At 73.8% G+C, this 18,089-nt stretch carries 12 protein-coding genes; 4 read left to right on the top strand and 8 right to left on the bottom strand.

What is annotated here, in order from left to right; all coding sequences use genetic code 11:
• Positions 1-81 precede the first annotated feature (81 nt).
• From AB0I60_RS20395 to AB0I60_RS20375, 5 genes are all read right to left on the bottom strand, one after another.
• Positions 82-1,878, bottom strand: a complete 1,797-nt coding sequence (locus AB0I60_RS20395; RefSeq protein ID WP_360731949.1) for an ABC transporter ATP-binding protein — start codon at positions 1,876-1,878, stop codon at positions 82-84.
• On the bottom strand, positions 1,859-3,727 hold the full coding sequence (locus AB0I60_RS20390) for an ABC transporter ATP-binding protein (RefSeq protein ID WP_360731947.1): 1,869 nt from the start codon (positions 3,725-3,727) through the stop codon (positions 1,859-1,861). Before AB0I60_RS20390 ends, AB0I60_RS20395 begins: the two co-directional genes overlap by 20 nt.
• A gap of 382 nt (positions 3,728-4,109) precedes the next feature.
• Positions 4,110-4,673 carry a carboxymuconolactone decarboxylase family protein gene (locus AB0I60_RS20385; protein WP_360731946.1) on the bottom strand — a complete coding sequence of 188 codons (564 nt, stop codon included), beginning with the start codon at positions 4,671-4,673 and terminating at the stop codon, positions 4,110-4,112.
• Positions 4,674-4,806: 133 nt separating this feature from the next.
• The gene (locus tag AB0I60_RS20380; protein ID WP_360731945.1) at positions 4,807-6,459 is read right to left on the bottom strand and encodes a cellulose binding domain-containing protein; all 1,653 of its coding nucleotides are present in this window, start codon (positions 6,457-6,459) and stop codon (positions 4,807-4,809) included.
• A 125-nt stretch (positions 6,460-6,584) separates the two neighbouring features.
• The gene (locus tag AB0I60_RS20375) at positions 6,585-7,103 is read right to left on the bottom strand and encodes an EamA family transporter (RefSeq protein ID WP_360731944.1); all 519 of its coding nucleotides are present in this window, start codon (positions 7,101-7,103) and stop codon (positions 6,585-6,587) included.
• A gap of 42 nt (positions 7,104-7,145) precedes the next feature.
• On the opposite strand from AB0I60_RS20375, the gene AB0I60_RS20370 reads away from it, so the two are divergent.
• From AB0I60_RS20370 to AB0I60_RS20360, 3 genes are all read left to right on the top strand, one after another.
• Positions 7,146-7,655 (top strand): MarR family transcriptional regulator, encoded by a 510-nt coding sequence (locus AB0I60_RS20370; RefSeq protein ID WP_360731942.1) that lies wholly within the window; start codon positions 7,146-7,148, stop codon positions 7,653-7,655.
• Positions 7,656-7,934: 279 nt separating this feature from the next.
• The gene (locus AB0I60_RS20365) at positions 7,935-12,386 is read left to right on the top strand and encodes a protein kinase (protein WP_360731940.1); all 4,452 of its coding nucleotides are present in this window, start codon (positions 7,935-7,937) and stop codon (positions 12,384-12,386) included.
• 11 nt (positions 12,387-12,397) lie between these two features.
• Positions 12,398-13,228: a hypothetical protein gene (locus AB0I60_RS20360; RefSeq protein WP_360731939.1), complete on the top strand. Its 831-nt coding sequence runs from the start codon at positions 12,398-12,400 to the stop codon at positions 13,226-13,228.
• Between the two features lie 255 nt (positions 13,229-13,483).
• Here AB0I60_RS20360 and AB0I60_RS20355 read toward each other — a convergent pair whose 3' ends face one another.
• The 3 genes from AB0I60_RS20355 to AB0I60_RS20345 form a co-directional block, all read right to left on the bottom strand.
• On the bottom strand, positions 13,484-15,304 hold the full coding sequence (locus AB0I60_RS20355; RefSeq protein WP_360731937.1) for a trypsin-like peptidase domain-containing protein: 1,821 nt from the start codon (positions 15,302-15,304) through the stop codon (positions 13,484-13,486).
• Positions 15,304-15,948 carry a hypothetical protein gene (locus AB0I60_RS20350; RefSeq protein ID WP_360731935.1) on the bottom strand — a complete coding sequence of 215 codons (645 nt, stop codon included), beginning with the start codon at positions 15,946-15,948 and terminating at the stop codon, positions 15,304-15,306. Before AB0I60_RS20350 ends, AB0I60_RS20355 begins: the two co-directional genes overlap by 1 nt.
• Positions 15,949-16,122: 174 nt before the next feature.
• Positions 16,123-16,980 (bottom strand): sigma-70 family RNA polymerase sigma factor, encoded by an 858-nt coding sequence (locus AB0I60_RS20345; protein WP_360731933.1) that lies wholly within the window; start codon positions 16,978-16,980, stop codon positions 16,123-16,125.
• A 78-nt stretch (positions 16,981-17,058) separates the two neighbouring features.
• Here AB0I60_RS20345 and AB0I60_RS20340 point away from each other — a divergent pair, with 78 nt between their 5' ends.
• Positions 17,059-18,042, top strand: a complete 984-nt coding sequence (locus AB0I60_RS20340; RefSeq protein ID WP_360731931.1) for an alkene reductase — start codon at positions 17,059-17,061, stop codon at positions 18,040-18,042.
• The last annotated feature ends 47 nt before the right edge of the window (positions 18,043-18,089 follow it).

Raw genomic sequence — 18,089 nt, 5'->3', positions numbered from 1 at the left:
TGTGCGGAAACCGCCCGGGGCAACCGGATCCGGGCGGCTCGGCGTCCACCGGCCGCGCACGCCGAACAGCCCGTGGCAGCGTCAGCGGTAGCCGGCGGCTTGGATGGCGTACAGCTCGGCGTACTTGCCGCCGCGCCGGACCAGCTCGTCGTGCGAGCCCTGCTCGACGACCCCGGCACCGTCCAGGACGATGATGAGGTCGGCCATGCGCACGGTGGAGAACCGGTGCGACACCAGGACCGTGATGCGGCCGGAGGCGCGGTCGGCGCGGGCCGCCTCGGCGTAGCGCTCGAACAGGGCGTGCTCGGTCTCCGCGTCGATCGCCGAGGTCGGTTCGTCGAGCACGAGCAGCAGCGGGTCCTCCCGCATGAAACCCCGGGCGAGCGCCAGCCGCTGCCACTGCCCGACCGAGACCTCCACGCCGCCCGGCCACGTGATGCCCAATTGGGTGTCGTAGCCCGCGTCGAACCCCGCGAGGACCTCGTCCGCGCCGGCCCGCCGCACGGCCGCCGCCGTCGCCGCCCGGTCGTCCACCCGCTCCCGGTCACCGAGGCCGACGGACTCCTGCACCGTGTACTCGAACCGCGCGAAGTCCTGGAACGCCCCCGAGATCCGGTTGCGCCACTGCTCGACAGGGAAGCGGGCCAGGTCCACCCCGTCCACGGTGATCCGCCCGGCGGAGGGCTGGTAGAACCGGCACAGCAGCTTGACCAGGGTGGACTTGCCCGCGCCGTTCTCGCCGACCACCGCGACCACCGCACCGGCGGGCAGGCGCACGTCGACACCGTCGAGCGCGGCCCGGTCGGCGTCGGCGTAGCGGAACGAGACGCCGTGCAGCTCGATGCCCCGGTCGAGCCGCTCGGGCACCGGCACGTCGGCGGCACCGGCCCGAGCTGCCGCGTAGTCCTCCAGCCACACCATCCGCCGCGAGACGTCGAGCCACGTGCTGCGCAGGAAGTGCGCCTCGCCCACGGTCTGCCCGATGTACGCCGACAGCCTGCTGCCCGCCGTGAGCACCAGGGCGACGGTGCCGGCCACCCCGACCTCCTGCCCGGACGCGACGTGCGCGACAGCACCGACGAACGCCGCCGCGAACAGCGCCCAGGCCCCGGCCTGCCACCCGGCGCTGATCCAGCGCTGCCGGGCCAGCGGCGCGTACGACCGCAGCCACGCCTCGTGGCGCTGGTCGCGCAGCCGGCGCTGCACCCCGGCGACCCGGACCTCCTTGCCCGGTGCGGCGGTCGAGCCGAGCACGAACAGGTGCCGGGCCAGCCGCCGGCTCTGGGCACCGCGCTCCTCGGTGTCCTTCTCCACCGCCGCACGCCGGTTGGTCACGACCACGGTGGGCACCGCGAACAGCACCAGGAGACCCAGCAGCGGTTCGACGGACACCAGCAGGCCGATGGTCAGCAGCAACCGCACCACCGCACCGGTCGTCAGGAACAACGACCGGTAGAGCTGGCTCAACGCGCTCGCGTGGTCGCGCAGCACCGACAGCCGGTCCACGTGCTCGGCGCGCTCGTGGTGCTCGATGCCCGCCACGGTCGCCTGGAGCGCAGCGACGTGCGTTTCGACGTGCACGGCCGACTTCTCCGCGAGCCGCAGGTTCACCCGTTCTCCGGCGACGGTGAGCAGCCAGCTCGCCGTCGCCAGCACCGCGAGGAACGCGGCGGCGACCAGCAGGCCGGAGCCGTCGCGGTCGACGCCCGCCTGCACCAGCTCGCGGAGCCCGAGCGCGACCAGCGCGTCGGGCACCGCAGCGGCGACGGTCGTGACGCCCGCGAGCACCAGCAGCACCGGCTCGGCCTTCAGGCCGAGCGAGAGCGAGCGCCCCAGTGAGCGCAGCGAGGACGGCAGGTCAGACGAGGGCGACGGCATCGGGTTCCTCCTCGCCGAAACGGTGGGCCTGGAGGTCGAACAGGGTGCGGTACCGCCCGCCGAGCGCCATCAGCTCGTCGTGCGTGCCCAGCTCGGCGACCCGGCCGTGCTCCAGCACGCAGATGCGGTCCGCCCGGCGCACCGTGGAGAACCGGTGCGAGATCAGCACCGTCGTGCAGCCCCGGGTGGCGTCGAGAACCCGGTCGAACACCTCGGTCTCGCCGCGCACGTCGAGCTGGGCGGTCGGCTCGTCGAGCACCACCACGCCGGCACCCCGCTCGACCGCGCACAGCACGCGGGCCAGGGCGACGCGCTGCCACTGCCCGCCGGACAGGTCGGTGCCGCCGTCGTAGCCGGCGGCCAGCACCGCGTCCAGGTCGGCGAGCCCGTCCGCTCCGGCCAGCGCCAGCGCCGAGGTGATCTCCGCGCCGGTGGCGCCGTGCGGGGCGACGTTGTCGCGCAACGGCAGCTCGTAGCGGATGAAGTCCTGGAACACGGCGGTCACCCGCCGCCGCCACGCGGCCGGGTCGAACTCGCGCAGGTCGACGCCGTCCGCCTCGACGGCCCCGCCCGTCGGGTCGTAGAGCCTGCACAGCAGCTTCACCAGGGTGGTCTTGCCCGCCCCGTTCACCCCCACCACGGCCAGCGAGGACCCGGCGGGGATGGTCAGGTCCACCCCGTCCAGGACGGCGGGACCGCCCGAGGCGTAGCGGAAGCTGACGTCGCGCAGCCGCAGCCCGTCGACCGGCAGACCGTCGGCCGCGCGCCCGCCGCCGGGCAGCTCGCCGACCTCGGCCATGCCGCGCTCCACCCGCAGCAGCGCGGCGGTCGCGCCGGCGGCGAGCGGCAGCGCCCAGTTCAGGCCGCCGAACGCGAGGGCGCTCGCCCCGACGGCGGCCTGCGCGTAGACGGCGACCTGGCCCGGACCGAGGGCACCCGTCGCCGCGTCCGCCGCGAGCAGCCAGAAGAACGAGCCGTTCACGGCCACCAGCAGCACGACGGCCGCCAGCAGCGGGCCGCGCCGCAGCCGGGTCGCCCGCCGGCGCAGCTCGACGAGGGTGCGGCGGTGCCGCGTGAACCGCGAGACCACCCAGCCGGCGATGCCGAACAGGCGGATCTCCTTGGCGGGGGGTGCTTCCACCGCGAGCCCGTAGGCGTACGCCGCGTGCCTCTGCGCCTGCTGCGCCTCGCCGGTCGTGCGGTCCCACACCGTGCTGTTGCGCAGCAACCAGTGCGTCGAGGCCCAGGCGGTGCCGACGAGCAGCGCCGCCCACCAGTGGTAGGCCCCGATCACCAGCACCTGGCCGACCCCGGTCGCCAACTGCACCAGGCCGCCCGCGATGAACCCCAGCGACAGGGACATCGGCGGCCCGGACAGGCCCAGCTCGAAGTCCCGGGCGGTCGTCAGGTCGTCGGTCAGCTCCGGCGACTCCAGGTGGGCCATGCCCGCCGGTTCGACCGTCGCGGCCAGCAGGCGGTCGTTCATCCACGACGCCAGGCGGTCACCGAGGTTCGCGCCCACCTGGCTGTGCACCGGGGCGAGCACCTGCATCACCACGAACACCACGCCCAGCACCACCAGCGGGCCGGTGAGCGGGCCACCTGCCGTGACCACGCCGACCAGCCACCCGACGGCCACCGCGAAGATCGCGGGCAGCACCCCGCGCAGCACCACGAGGGCCCACCACGCCGCCGCCAGCGGCTTGTGCGCCTTGGGCAACACCGTGAAGAACTGCCACTCCTCGCGGCGTCCGATCCGTTCCAACAAACTCCGCACCGCGTCACCCCCGTTCCGTTCGACGTGCCCGACCGCGCGCGGGCGCTTGTCCACGGCGATGGCCGTCGTCATCATCGGCTTGGTGGACGACCAACACACCACGGCCGGACGTCTCGATCCCCGCGTCGACGCCGAACGGCTCGGACTGCGGCCCGTGCGCGACGACGACCTGCACGTCCGGCTCCACCTCGGGGACACAGTGTCCCAGAACGACGGGATCACGATCGGGCGACCTCGACACCCGTGCGACGCCGTGGTGCACCACGGCCAGTACCGCAGGGCCTTGCGCACCGTCGGCGGCGTTCCGGTCCCCGGGAGTCCTGAGTGGACAGAGATGCCACCTCCGCCGCGAAGGACCTCGTCCAGTGCGGAGCGTTTCAGTGGCCTCCCACCCTGTCAACGCGATCAGGTTTCCGGCTCGCGCCACACGGGGCGCGAGTTGAGACGCCGACTGTTACGGGGTTTGGGTGTCGTGCAAGGTGGCGTAACCGTGTTCGACGATGTGCTGTGCCGATTCCTTGTACGCGGCGGGGTCTTCGGGGGTCAGGGTGGCCAGGCCGTCCACGTAGCGGTTGAACATGGCGAAGGCTGCTGCTATCAGAACGGTGTCGTGGATCTCCACGTCGGTCGCGCCTTCGGCCCGCGCCTCGTCCACCAAGAGGGTCGTCACCTTCCGGCCCGATTCCTGGACGGCTGCCGCGATCTTGAGCAGGGCGCGGAGCTTGTCCGGTATCGGGGCGCTGTAGATGTCCTTGCGGACCTCCTTGACCAAGGCCATCCCGTCGTCAAGCTGGGCGGCGGCGATGGCCGAGTGGGAGTCGCGGCAGAACGCGCACTCGTTGAGACCGGACACGTACGCGGCGATGAGTTCGCGCTCACCCCGCGACAGGGAGTTCGGCGCGCGCAGCAGGGTCTCGGCGAGCTGGTTGAGCGGCCCGGCGGTCTCCGGTCGGAAGTGCAGGGGACCGGTGATGCCGGGGAACAGGGTCTCGTCCACGCCGAAGTCGATATGCGCCATGACCACCAAGTTAGCGCCCGGTGCGCGGTGCGCGTGCCCCGAAACGGACCAACCCCGGGCCGTCCACCCGGGACTCTTCGGCGTCCCGCCACAGCATTTGTACCGAAAAGTCGAAACCGGGCCCGGCGGACGCTCAGGGGGTGGTCGGGATGTTGGTCAGGCCCTTCACGGCCCGGGTCGCGGTGTTCGACGCGTGCACGACGTTCGGCAGGCCGGCGCACTTCGACACCGACGTGATCTTGATCGCGTACTGGCCGACACCGCCCAGGTCGGAGCGGTTGCCGCGCCACACGGTGCCGCAGCCGTTGGCGAACGACGGGGTGGTGACCGGGTTGTGCGTCTCGTAGCCGTTGGCGAACGTGCCGGGGGCGCTGAACGTCCCGGTGTTGTCCTCGATCACGTAGCCGACGCCCTTGACGTCGATCCACGAGTCGGCCGAGTTCTGCCCCGAGATGCCCCGGCCGTCGAACGCGTTCCCCCGGATCACGCCGTGGAAGGTGCCCTCCTTCACGTCGATCGGCTCGGCGGCGACGTTCGGCCCGATCCGGTTGCCCAGCACCTGCACCCGGTCGCTGCGGTCGACGCCGCCGGAGTTGCCGTGGCAGGCCCAGTTCGAGTTGGCGGACCCGAGGTACACGCCCTCGCCGTAGCCGGGCTGCGCCAACCCGGTGTCGGTGATGGTGGAGTCGCGCAGGACGCCGTCCGCCGACGAGCGCCGGAAGTGCACGCCCTCCTCGTCCACGTGGTGCACCGAAACCCGCGAAATCACCACGTGGTGCGAGTTGTCCACCACGATGCCCTTCTTCGACTCGCGCACGGTGAACCCGGTGAGGTTCCAGTGCGGCGCGTCGTGCAGCCAGAGTCCGTATCCCGGGTCCCAGCCCGCAGTCGGCGCGGGGCAGGCCGGTGCGTCGCCGGACGGGCCGTCGTTGACCAGCACGGCGTCCGCCGGGCCGGTGAGCGTGATCGGCGCGGCCGACGTGCCGGGCCGGGTGGCGGCGAACGACCCCCGGTACACACCGGGCGCGAGCCGGATGGTCTGGCCGGGTGCGGCGGCGGCCAGCGCGGTCCGCAACTGCGCGGCGGTGGCGACGTCCACGGTGGACCCGCCGGCCGGGCCGGTCCGGGCGGCGACCGGGCCCCCGGCGGCGGAGAGGTTGCCGGCCGCGTCGCGGGCGCGCACGGTGAACGCGTAGGCCGTGTCCGGCGTCAGCGCGCCGACCGTCGCGGAGGTCGTCGTGGCGGTGGCGACCACCGTCCCGCCGGCGAGGACCTGGTACTCGGCGACGCCCACGTCGTCCTCCGACTGCTGCCACTGCAACGAGACGGTGCTCGACGTGGCACCCGTGACGACGGGCAGGCCGGGCGCGGTCGGCGCGGTGGTGTCGGGGGCCGGCCCGCCGCCCGTGCACGGCGTGCCGTCGACGGTGCAGCCGGTCGGCAGGCCGTGGCCGCTGACGGTGAGGCCGAAGCCGGCGGTGCCGCCGGGGCGGATGCGGCCGTTGAACCCGGCGTTGGCGAAGCGGAAGTGCTGCCCGGTGCGGGTGAGCGCGGCGTTCCACGAGTTGGTCACGGTGGTGCCCGCCGGCAGGTCGAACTCGACCACCCAGCCGGTGCTGTCCGCGTCGCCGGTGTTGGCCAGCGCGAACTCGCCGCCGTACCCGGTGCTCCACACCGATCCCCGGCTGAACGCGGCCGTCACGGTCGCCGCCGAGGCGTGGGCGGGGACGGCGAGGGCGGCGGCGCAGGCGACCGCGATCCCGACCGCTGACAGGCGTTTCCTCATGCCGATGACACCCTTCCGGGGCGAGGCGGTCGAGGTGTCGCGGCTTACACCCGTGGTCTGGACCTTTATAGGCACGCCGATCGGCGTAGTCAACGCTCCGGCGACGAGTACGCCGATCGGCGCAGTCACCGGACCGGTCGGTCACCGACGGGACGCCGGTCACGCAGCAGGCGCTGTGCCGCAGGTTGGCCCAGCAGCACGCCGACGAGCACCAGGGCCAGCCCGAGACCATGCCGGGCGGTCAGCGACTCGCCCGCCACCGCCATCCCGAGCACCACGCCGGTCACGGCTAGGGCGCGCGCCCGTTCCGCGAGCGCGAGCCGGGCCGCGACCATCATCGCGGCGGGGGAGACGGCCATGATCGTGGCCGCGAGGCTGGTCGGCAGGAGCTGCGCCGCGACGTAGACCAGGGCGAAGAACGCGCCCATGTTGAGCGTGCCCAGCACCAGCGCGCGCCACCACCAGTCGCCGCGCGGCCGTTCGCGGCGGACCGCCAGCAGCAGCAGGCCGGCGGGCAGCGCGCGCAGGGCCGAGCCCCACAGCGGCTGGTCGGCCGGCAGGTACCGGTGTGTCACGTAGTAGGTCGATCCCCAGGCGATCGGCGCGAGAGCGGTGACCAGCGCCCACCGGGTGGTAGCTTCCATGGAAGGCAATATAGCTTCCGTGGAAGGTATATTGTCGGCGGTGTGAGCGGACACCAGGACCACGTGGCCCGGATCCAGGCCGAGTGGGCGCGTGAGCGCCCCGACCTCGACGTCTCGCCGCAGGGCGTCATCGGGCGGCTGCACCGGCTCGCCGCCGTGCTGACCGACCAGTTGACCGTCGTCTACCGGCGGCACGGCCTCGGCGAGGGCGAGTTCGACGTCCTGGCCGCGCTGCGCCGCGCCGGCGAGCCCTACGAACGCGCCCCCGGCGAGCTGGCCCAGCACACCATGGTCACCACCGGGGCGATCACCAAGCGCATCGACCGGCTGGAGCGCGACGGCCTGGTCGCCCGCCGCGCGTCGACCACTGACGGCCGCCGCCGCGTCGTGGCGCTGACCGCCGCCGGCGTGCGGGTGGTCGACCGGGCGTTCGCCGAGCACATGGCCAACGAGCGCCGGCTGCTCGACGCGCTCGACCCGGCCGACGCCCGGCACCTGGAACGCCTCCTCGCCGCGTGGCTGGCGCACTTCGAGGCACCGCCGGCCGGCTGACCGCTCGGCGGAAGTCGGGACTGGACCGACCGGGTGATCTTCGCGGACCGCCCCGGCGGCGGCCGGACGCCCGGACCGACCCCGTGATCACCCACCCGGGCGAGTGGCCCGCCCGCACCGGCACCCTGTTGGCGGACAGCGCTGCCGCCGAGCCGGCGACGCACCCGCGCTTCGGCGGTGGGCGGCGGGAACGCCCCGCCACGACGACAGTGGCGGGGAACCCGAACCCCGCTCGAACTGTCTCAGTAGGGTGGTGCGACCGTGGAACAGGGGGCGTCGATGACAGCGGACCAACGGTCCGAATTACCGGACTTCGGGCCGTACCGCATCCTCGGGGTGGTGGGCCAGGGCGGCATGGGCGTGGTCTACCGCGCCTACGACACGGTCAACGACCGGATCGTCGCCCTCAAGAAGCTGCCGACCTCGGGCACCGACCCCGAGTTCCGCGCCCGCTTCCAGCGCGAGTCCCGGCTCGCGGCGGCCCTGAGCCACCCCAACATCACGCCGGTCAACGCCTTCGGCGAGATCGACGGGCAGCTCTACCTCGACATGATGCTCGTCGACGGCCTCGACCTGCGCCGGATGCTCGGGCAGGGCGCGGTCGACCAGGACCGGGCGCTGGCCGTCCTGCGCCAGGTGGCGCGGGCGCTGGACGCCGCCCACGGCGCGGGCCTGGTGCACCGCGACGTCAAGCCCTCCAACATCCTGGTCGACGGCGCGGGCAAGGCGTACCTGGCGGACTTCGGCATCGCCCGCGAGACCTCCTCCGACGCGACCGTGCTCACCCAGTCCGGCGACCTGATCGGGTCGTGGGACTACATGGCCCCCGAACGGCTGTCCCGGGGCCTGGTCGACGGCCGCGCCGACCAGTACTCGCTGGCGTGCGTGCTGTTCGAGTGCCTGACCGGCCGGCTGCCGTACCCGATGGACGACATGGCCGCCAAGGTCGCCGCGCACCTGCTGCAACCGCCGCCCGCGCCGTCGGTGTTCCTGCCGACGATCACGCCCGCGCTGGACGCGGTGGTGCTGCGCGGCCTGGCCAAGGAACCCGCCCGCCGGTTCGAGTCGGTCACCGCCCTGCTCACCGCCGCCGAGGAGGCCGCCTACTCCGGCGACACCGCGCGGTCGGCCAAACCGACCCTGCTCGGCCCGTCCAAGGAGCGCGACCAGGCCCGGATCGTCAAGGCGATCGTGCGGGCCTCCGGCGCGCGCCGCCCGGCCACCCGGCGGCTCGGGCAGCCGCCGGTCTGCCCGTACCCCGGCCTGAGCGGGTTCGAGCGCTCCGACGCCGACATGTTCCACGGCCGCGACCACGTCGTGTCCGACCTGCTCGTGCGGCTGGCCGAGCAGGTCGACGGCGGCGAACCCGTCGTGGTGGTCGGCGCGTCCGGCTCGGGCAAGTCCTCCGTGCTGCGCGCCGGCCTGCTGCCCGCGCTGGCCGGCGAGGCGTCCGACGCCGAGTGGCCGCAGATCGTGCTCAGCCCCGGCCCCGACCCGGTCCGGGGCCTCGCGCACGCCATGGCCGCGCGGTCCCAGGTCGGCCCGGAGGAGTGGGCGCGGGTGGTGCGCGAGACGCCCGACCGGTTCGGCGAGCTGTGCGCGCGGTCGGTCGGCGCGACCACGTCCCGGCCGGTGATCCTGGTCGACCAGTTCGAGGAGCTGTTCACCTACGGCACCCCCGAGTCCGACCGGCTCGCCTACGCCACCGCGCTCACCTCGGCCGCCCCGGCGGTCGTCGTGCTCGCCGTCCGCGCCGACCTGGTCGACCGGTGCATCGAGCTGGCCCCGCTGCGGCCCGCGCTGACCGCGCCCGTCCTGCTCGGCCCGATGGACGCCACCGAGCTGCGGCAGGCCATCGTCACGCCCGCCCGGGACGCGGGCCTGGAGATCGAGCCGGGCCTGCCCGAGCGGCTCATCGCCGACCTCGGCGTGCGCGGCGAGATCGGCTACGACCCCGGCGCGCTGCCCCGGCTCGCGCACGCCCTGCGCGAGACGTGGAACCACCGCGAGGGCAACGTGCTGACCCTCGCCGCCTACCGGCGGGTCGGCGGCATCGACGGCGCGGTGTCGCGCACCGCCGAGGAGATCCACGACCGGCTCGACCCGCTGGGCCGGCAGTACCTGCGCGACACCGTGCTGCGCATGGTGACCGTGTTCGACGACGGCACGGCGGTGCGCCGCCGGGTCGACCCGCGCGAGCTGCCCGCACCCGCGATCGTGGACCACCTGATCACCGCGCGCCTGGTCACCGTGGACGGCTCCGGCGCGCGGCTGAGCCACGAGGCGCTGCTCACCGCGTGGCCCCGGCTGCGCGGCTGGATCGACGAGGACCGCGCGGGCCTCATCCAGCACCGCCGGTTCGCCGACGCGGTGCGGGTGTGGGCCGAGTCCGGCCGGCTCGCCGACGACCTGTACCGGGGCGTCCGGCTGGCCTCGCTCACCTCGTGGCTGGACACCGCCCGCGACCGGGTCCGGCTCCAGCCCGTCGAGCAGGAGTTCCTGGTCCGCTCGAACGCCGCCGAGCACGCGGGCCAGGTCGCCGCCCGGCAGCGCACCCGGCGGCTGCGGGTGCTGGTCGCCTCGCTGAGCGTGCTGCTGCTGGTCGCCTCCGGCATGGTGGTCGTCGCGATCAAGCTCCAGCAGAACGCGAACGACCAGCGCGACCAGGCCAACGCCGCCCGCCAGCTCAACCTGTCCCGCCAGCTCGCCGCCGAGGCCGCCCAGACCCGGGGCGTCGACCCCCGGCGCGGCGCGCTGTTCGCCCTCGGCTCGTGGCAGGCGGGGCAGACGGTGGAGAGCCGCAGCGCGCTGCTGTCCGCCCAGTCCGACAGCTACCGGGGCCGGATGAGCGGCCACGACGGCGTCATCTCGACCCTGGCCATGAACGGCGACGCGAGCCTCGCGGTGACCGGCGGCCGGGACGGCACGCTGCGCCTGTGGGACGTGCCCGGCCGCCGCGAGCTCGCCAAGCTCGACGAGTCCGGCGGCTGGTACCGGACCGTGTCGATGTCCGGCGACGGGAAGCTGGTCGGCGTCGCCAACCCCACCCAGAAGGCGGTGACCGTCTGGGACGTCGAAGAGCGCAAGATGGTCAAGCGGCTGCCCGGCGTGGGCATCGACGTCGCCATGGCCCGGGACGGCAAGACCATGGCCGCCCTCATGGACAAGGGCGTGGTCATCTACGACACCTCGACGTGGGCCGAGATCACCTCGTTCCAGGCGTCACCGTCGATCTACCTCGCCTACAGCGCCGACAGCACGCTCATCGCCACCACCAACCAGGACAAGGTGGAGGTGCACCGGGTCGCCGACGGCGCACTGGTCGCCACCCTCGGCGAGCACACCAACATGGTCTCCGCCATGGCGTTCAGCCCCGACGGCACCACGCTGGCCACCGTTGCGATGGACGGCGCGATGCGCCTGTGGGACACCAAGACCTGGGCCTCCCGGCTCACCCTGCCCACCACCGAGGGCGGGCTGAGCGCCGTCACCTGGAGCCCCACCGGGTCCACCGTGGTCGGCAGCGGCATCGGCACCAGCGTCTACGTCTGGGACCCCCACAACGGCTCGCTGGTCGCCCGGCTGGCCACCCGCTCGGTGACCATGTACGGGGTCGCCGTCTCCGCCGACGGGCACACCCTGGCCGGCGCCGACAGCGCGGGCGAGATCACCGTCTGGTCCCTGCTGCGCACCGCGCTGGGCAACCGGTCCGGCGCGGTCATCGGCACCAAGTTCCAGCCCGACGGCGACCTGCTGGCGTCCGTGGACGGCGTCGGCGTGCTGCACCTGTGGGACAGCGCCAAGGCCGACCTGGTCAAACGGGTGCAGGCGCACCAGGGCGCGGCCTACGACGTGGCGTTCAAACCGGACGGCACCGAACTGGTCACGGTCGGCGAGGACGGCGCGGTGGTGCTGTGGAACACGGCAGGCGTCGAGCTGCGCCGGTTCAGCCGGCCCGGCACGGTGTTCACCGCCGTCCGCTACAGCCCGGACGGCAAGCGGATCGCGGTCGGCGGGCGCGCGCCGGTCACGTCCGAGGAGGACCGCGACGAGCTGCTGCTGCTCGACGCGACCAACCTGGCCGAGTCGCCCCAGCGCCGGCCCACCCGCGACAACCCGCGCGGCGAGCGGTCCGACGAGACCAAGTCCAACTACCCCAACGGGATCGCGTTCAGCCCGGACGGCAAGGTGCTGGCCGTCACGCTGTCCGGCGGCAAGGTCGGCCTGTGGAACCTGGTCGACCCCGGTGCCGAGCTGACCATCCTGGAGGGCCACGACGGCATCGCCATCGACGCCGAGTTCAGCCCCGACGGCACCACCCTGGCCACGGCCGGCTCGGACCGCCTGGTGCGGCTGTGGCGGGTCCGCGACGGCTCCCAGGTCGGCACCCTGACCGGCAGTGACTCGACCGTGCGTCGCGTGACCTACAGTCCGGACGGCAAGATGATCGCGACGGCCGGCCAGGACACCGTGGTCCGGGTGTGGGACGCGGTCGACCTGCGACCGCTGGCCCGGATGGACCGGCACGAGGACCAGCTCAACGACGTGGCGTTCGACTCGTCCGGCCGGCGGCTGGCCAGCGGCGGTGCGGACGGCGTCACCAGGCTGTGGGACCTCGACCCGGGCAACGGGGTCGAGGTGCTGTGCGGTTCGCTCAACCGCGACACGCTGGCCGACGAGTGGAACGCGTTGGGCTCGGACCGCGGCTCGCCGCCGTCCTGCCCCAACTGAGGAGAGGTGCGATGCAGCGCGTGGTGGTGCGGGGTTCCGGCATGGCTTCGGTCGTGCTGCGACCGGGCGAGTCCCTGTTGTTCGGCCGTGCCCCGCACGCCGCCGCGACCCCGGGACCCGGCCGGATCGCGCTGACCCTGCCGGACTGCGCGGCCCACGTGTCCCGGCTGGTCGGCGAGCTGGTCGTCGGCGAGAACACGGTGATGCTGCACTGGCTCGGCGCCGGCGAGGCCCAGCTGTCCAGCCTGTTCGACGCGCCCGGCGGCGCGCGCCGGGTGATCCTGGCGCGCGCGATGTCCGCGCTGCTGGACCGGGGCGAGAACCAGCTCGTGCTGCTGCTGGGCCGGCAGAACGGGCAGGGCTTCACCGACCTGGTGGTCAACATCGACGTGGAGACCGCACCGGAGGCGCTGCCCGACCTGCCGGAGGGGCTGGACACCGCCAAGGGACCGGGCCTGGTGCGCGGCAGCCGCGACTGGTTCGTGGCGCTCGCGCTGTGCGAGCCGTGGCTCGCGGGCAACGACGACTACCCGCGCCCGCCGTCCAACCGGGAGATCTACGAGCGGGTCCGCCAGTGGCACGGCTACACCTGGAACCTCCAGCGCCCGCAACGGGTCGACGACGCCATCCGGGCCATCTCGGCCATCGCGTTCGGGGCGTCGGACGACCCGTTCGCGGCACCGCACGTGGGGCGGTTGCAGAACATCCGCTTCTCGGTGGCGCGGCGCGCGGCGGAGGTCCGCCTGGTCACCTCGGCCGACCTGGCCGACGTCGAGCGCATCGCCCGCAATCGGAACTTTCCACCCCCCGAGGGGTCGCCCGCCCCGCCCACCGGCCAATAGCCTCCAGCGACACCCCGGAAACCGTCGATCTGCCCGGAAACCCCTCCCGGGCAACGGTTCCCGCCGTCGTGAGGAGACTCTGCCATGACCCGTTCGCACCCCGACCTGCCGGCGGCCGGCCCGCGCCCCAAGAAGGGCGCGGGCATCGTCGTGATCCTGGTCCTGATGAGCTTGGCGAACCTGTTCACGCTGCTGATCGGCGTCGTCGCGGTGGTGGACGAGATCGACCACGGACGCGACCTGTCCGACGAGGACTTACAACTCGCCCTGCTGGTCACGGTGGTGAGCCTGGTCGCCGTGGCCGGCCTGGTCGGCGCGTGGATGACCCGCAAGTGGGGTCCCCGCCTCTACGCCGTGACGGCGGCGCTCGGTCTGGTCGTCGGACTGGTGACCTCCACCTTCACCCCCGTCAGCCTGGTCGGCATCGCGCTGGCCGTCGCCCTGTGGATCACCGCCGAGAACAACTGGTAGCGCCGAGAGGTCCGGGGCGGAGGTGGACACCGTGGGCGCGTCCTCCGAAGCGGGCACCTTGACCTGTCGCGTGACGGTCGGGTGCCCGTCCGGCGTGGGTGCCCCGTTGGTCGGCGTGCGGGGTACCTGCTGTGGTGGCGCGGGTTGTGGTGCCGGGGCCTGCGCGGTGGGGAACGGCTGCGGCATCACGGCGGTCGGCTTGGGTTGCGCCGCGGGGGTCCGGGCCCACGGCGACACCTGCGAGTACCCGCCGCCCGGAGTGGCGGGGTACCCGCCCGCCGGAGTCGCCGGTGCGTACCCGCCGGCCGGGGTGCCCGGTGCGTACCCGCTGGCCGGCGTGGCCGGTGCGGTGGCCGCGTACCCGGCGGCCGGAGTGGTCGGCGCGTACCCGCCCGGTGGGGTCGGGAGCGGCCCGCCCGGTGCGGCGGCCTTCGCGGCGCGCTTGCGGCGCGCGAGCAGGATCGCGGTCCCCGCCGTCGCGGTCGCCACGGCGATGCCGCCGCAGACGATGGCGAAGACGACCAGCAGCGTGGTCGGCGAGCTGCCCGGCACACCGCCCTTGTCGGTGGCCTGCTTGAGGTAGTCGGCGGCCTGCTGGTTGCCCGGCGACCCGGCCAGCGCGGCGGTGAAGTACGTCGCCGCCCCGTCGTAGTCGCCCTCGAAGAAGCGGTCCAGCCCGGTCCGGTAGTCCTGGTCGTGCTGCCCGGTCCCGACCTGGACCTCCTTGCCGCGCAGCACGTCGGTCAGCGTCTGGGACGACGCGGCGAAGTTGAACGACTGGGTCTCGCCCGGCGAGCCCTGGCTGATCAGGCCGACGATGCCGCCCTGCATGTCGACCACCGGCCCGCCGCTCATGCCGTGCGCGGCGGCGGCGCTGAACTCGTAGAACGGCCGCCCGCCCTGGGTGCGCCGGGCCGAGATCTGGCCGTTCTTGTTGCTGGGCTCCAGGCTCGGGTCGACCGCCTTGTCCGTCGACCCGGGGTAGCCGATCGCCAGGATCGGGGCGCCGACCGGGGTCTGGTCCTGGCGGACCTCCAGGGACGGCAGGTTCTGCCGGGGGATCTTGAGCACCGCCACGTCGCCGTCGGCCGGCGCGACCAGGTCGACCACCGTGGCCGGCGCGACGTCGCGCACCTGCTCGGAGTCGCGCTTCTCCATGCGCTCCACCTGGATCGACCGGTCCACCGGGCTGTCCGGGCCGAAGCCCTCGGCGAGCCCGTTCTCGGCGAACTGCTGCCGCGCCTTGGCCACGTCGCGCACCCGGCCGGCCCTGGACAGGTCGGCGATGGCGGCCTCGAACAGCGCGCCGCCCCCGCCGAGCGGTCCGGTGTGGACGCAGTGGCTGGCCGTGGCGACGTACCCGTCGGGGCTGATGATCGCGCCGCTGCACGAGGTCTTCACCTCGTACCCCTCGGTGCCGCCGAACACCTCGCCGGTCTTCTTGTCGCGCACCCAGCCGTGCCAGGTGACCGAGATGTACACGATGCCCGGCCGGGCCACGGCGGCGGCGCGCTCCTCCGGGCTGGACGGCTGCGCCGCCGCGGCGGGCAGCGGCGTCAGCGCCAGCAGCGCGGCCACGCCGAGCAGGGACCTCATCCGCGCCATCAGCCGTACACCCCGCTGCCGTCGGTGCGCGCCCACCGCGCCCGGTAGCCGCTGGGGTTGGTCTCCGCCGCCTGGTTGCCCTCGCACGCGTAGTCGTCCACCTCGTTGAGGTCCGCCTTCGACTCCTGCGGCTGGGTGGAGATCAGCCCGCGCTGGTCGTAGTAGGAGTACGTGATGGTGGTGTTCGTCCGGGACAGGTAGGTGACCTGCTTGTCGGTCGCGCGCCACTTGAACTCGTTGGTGCCGTTGGCCACGATCTTCAGCTCGGTGCCCTGGTGGCTGCCGGTGAGCGTCACGTTGTCCTGCCGCTCGGTGCCGGTCCCGTCGGGGCGGAACTCGTAGCGCCGGCCGCTGCTGGTGAACAGCATCGGGTCGACGTCGGTGTAGAACTTGACCATGACCTGCTCCTCGACCGAGACCCAGGAGCCGACCAGGCACAGCGGCAGCCCGGCGGCACGGGGCGCGGACGACTCGCGCGGCGTGGGGGAGGGCCGCTCGCCGGCTTCGGCGGCGCTGCCGCGACTCGGGCCGGCTCGGGCCACGGCGACGACGGTCAGCACCGACGCCGCGACGACGGCGGTCGCGGCGACCGCGAACAGGCTCACGACGACGGATCTCGCCGGAGGACGGGACGAATCACTCACGGTCCCATGGTATTGACCCGGTCTGCGGCGCCGGAGCGGAACGGTGCGGAAGTTTCCGACCTGTTGTCCGCACCGGCGCGGTCCCACCGGGGAGGCCGCCGGGCGCGGTGGTGCTTCCAGCGCAACGGGGTTCGACATCCGGCGGCACGACCACTCGCGCGAGGGGTGCTCACGTCAGGCGGGCACGGCGATCTCCAGCCGGGCGAGCCGGCGCGGGTCGGCGATCACCTCGAACCGCGTGACGCGGTCACCGGACACCTCGACGGCCAACGCCAGCACCAGCCGCCCCAGGGGCGCGACGACCGCGCCCACCGCCCCGTCGACGAGCGCGGGCGAGGCGTACCGGGACTTGGCGGCCAGCACCACGGCCTCGTCCGCGACCGCGCGGGCACCGCGCAGGACGGCCGGCGTGCCCGGCGGGACGGCCGCCGGGTCGGCGACCCGCACCACGTCCGGCGCGAGCACCGCGAGCAGGGCGGACAGGTCACCGGTCCGGGCGGCGGCGAGGAACGCCTCCACCACGTGCCGCTGCGCGGTGACCTCCGCGTCGGGCAGCGCCGACGTGCCTTTGACCCGCTGCCGGGCGCGGCTGGCGAGCTTCTTGGTCGTGGCGGTGGTGCGCCCGACGATCGGCGCGATCCGGTCGAATGGCACGGCGAACAGGTCGTGCAGCACGAACGCCACCCGTTCGGCCGGCGCGAGCGCGTCGAGCACGACCAGCAGCGCGCGCCCCACGGACTCGGCCAGCAGCACCTCCTCCGCCGGGTCGTCCCCCGACGGGAGGTCGGGCAGTTGGGCCACCGGCTCCTCCGGCCGGGATCGGCGGGCCCGCAGCACGTCCAGGCTCACCCGGGAGACGACGGTGCGCAGCCACGCGGCCAGGTTGTCGACCTCGCCCACGTCCACCCGGCTCAGCCGCAGCCAGGTCTCCTGCACGGCGTCCTCGGCCTCGCTCAACGACCCGAGCATCCGGTACGCGACCGCGCGCAACCGCGCCCGATGGGCCTCGAAGACCTCCGCCACCTCGTCCATGGGTCACCTTTCCCCGTCGTCGCGCGTCTACCCCGTCGACGGCCCGGAGCCGGGCGAGGTGACAGGAGACGCACGCCGATGACCGACATCACAACCGTTCAACCGCTGCTCGCGCCAGTCGGGCTGGGGGACCTCCGGCTGCCCAACCGGGTGGTGATGGCTCCCGTGACGCGGGCACGCGCGGGAGACGGGCTCGTGCCGACCGAACTGCACGCGGTGTACTACGGGCAGCGGGCGAGCGCGGGCCTGATCGTCACGGAGGGGACGTGGGTCGGCGAGCGGGCCATCGGGTTCCCGAAGGTGCCGGGGGTGTACTCCGCCGAACAGGTGGCCGCGTGGCGCCGGGTGACCGACGTCGTGCACGCGCTCGGCGGGCGGATCGTCGTGCAGCTGTGGCACGCCGGCGCGGCGGCACCGGGGGAGCTGTCCGCCGCCGACATCAGGGACGTGGTGGCCGATTTCGCCTCGGCGGCGGTCCGCGCCCGGGAAGCGGGGTTCGACGGCGTCGAGGTGCACGCGGTGGGCGCGTTCCTGCTGCCGCGCTTCCTCAACGCCCGGACGAACGCGCGGACGGACGGGTATCGCGGCGGACGGCTGCTGTTCGAGGTGGTCGACGCCGTGGGCGCGGTGTGGGGTGCGGGCCGGGTCGGCGTCCGGGTGTCGCCCTACTGGGCCGAGGGCGAGGGCTTTGTGCCGGATCAGTCCACTGTGGATGCTTATGAGGAGTACGCGGCGGGGCTCGGTGCGCGCCGCTTGGCCTACCTGCACGTGAGAGGACCCGAACTGTCCGGCGCGGCACCCGATCCCGCCGACTTCGCGCGGTACCGGAGGGCGTTCGGCGGGCCGTTGATCGCCAACCTGGGCTTCGACCGGGAATCGGGCAACGCGATCGTTCAGGCCGGAGCGGCGGACGCGGTGTCCTATGCCACGCACTACATCGCCAACCCGGACCTGGTGGCGCGGTTCGCGTGGGGGCGGGAACCGGCGGTCGGCGACCCCGCCACCTACTACCAGGGCGGAGCGGAAGGGTACGTGGACTACCCCGGAACCCGGTGGCCCTGAGACGCTCCGCCGTGTGCCGCCCACCCCCAGGACGAGCGGCACACGGC

It is taken from the genome of Actinosynnema sp. NPDC050436 (assembly GCF_040655415.1).
GTDB lineage: Bacteria > Actinomycetota > Actinomycetes > Mycobacteriales > Pseudonocardiaceae > Actinosynnema.
This window is presented reverse-complemented; position numbering and strand designations above follow the sequence as displayed.

Excerpts from the sequence above, each read along its gene's own strand:
- AB0I60_RS20395 (WP_360731949.1), bottom strand. The coding sequence starts at position 1,878 with ATGCCGTCGCCCTCGTCTGACCTGCCGTCCTCGCTGCGCTCACTGGGG.
- AB0I60_RS20390 (WP_360731947.1), bottom strand. The coding sequence starts at position 3,727 with ATGACGACGGCCATCGCCGTGGACAAGCGCCCGCGCGCGGTCGGGCAC.
- AB0I60_RS20385 (WP_360731946.1), bottom strand. The coding sequence starts at position 4,673 with ATGGCGCATATCGACTTCGGCGTGGACGAGACCCTGTTCCCCGGCATC.
- AB0I60_RS20380 (WP_360731945.1), bottom strand. The coding sequence starts at position 6,459 with ATGAGGAAACGCCTGTCAGCGGTCGGGATCGCGGTCGCCTGCGCCGCC.
- AB0I60_RS20375 (WP_360731944.1), bottom strand. The coding sequence starts at position 7,103 with ATGGAAGCTACCACCCGGTGGGCGCTGGTCACCGCTCTCGCGCCGATC.
- AB0I60_RS20365 (WP_360731940.1), top strand. The coding sequence starts at position 7,935 with ATGACAGCGGACCAACGGTCCGAATTACCGGACTTCGGGCCGTACCGC.
- AB0I60_RS20360 (WP_360731939.1), top strand. The coding sequence starts at position 12,398 with ATGCAGCGCGTGGTGGTGCGGGGTTCCGGCATGGCTTCGGTCGTGCTG.
- AB0I60_RS20355 (WP_360731937.1), bottom strand. The coding sequence starts at position 15,304 with ATGGCGCGGATGAGGTCCCTGCTCGGCGTGGCCGCGCTGCTGGCGCTG.
- AB0I60_RS20345 (WP_360731933.1), bottom strand. The coding sequence starts at position 16,980 with ATGGACGAGGTGGCGGAGGTCTTCGAGGCCCATCGGGCGCGGTTGCGC.
- AB0I60_RS20340 (WP_360731931.1), top strand. The coding sequence starts at position 17,059 with ATGACCGACATCACAACCGTTCAACCGCTGCTCGCGCCAGTCGGGCTG.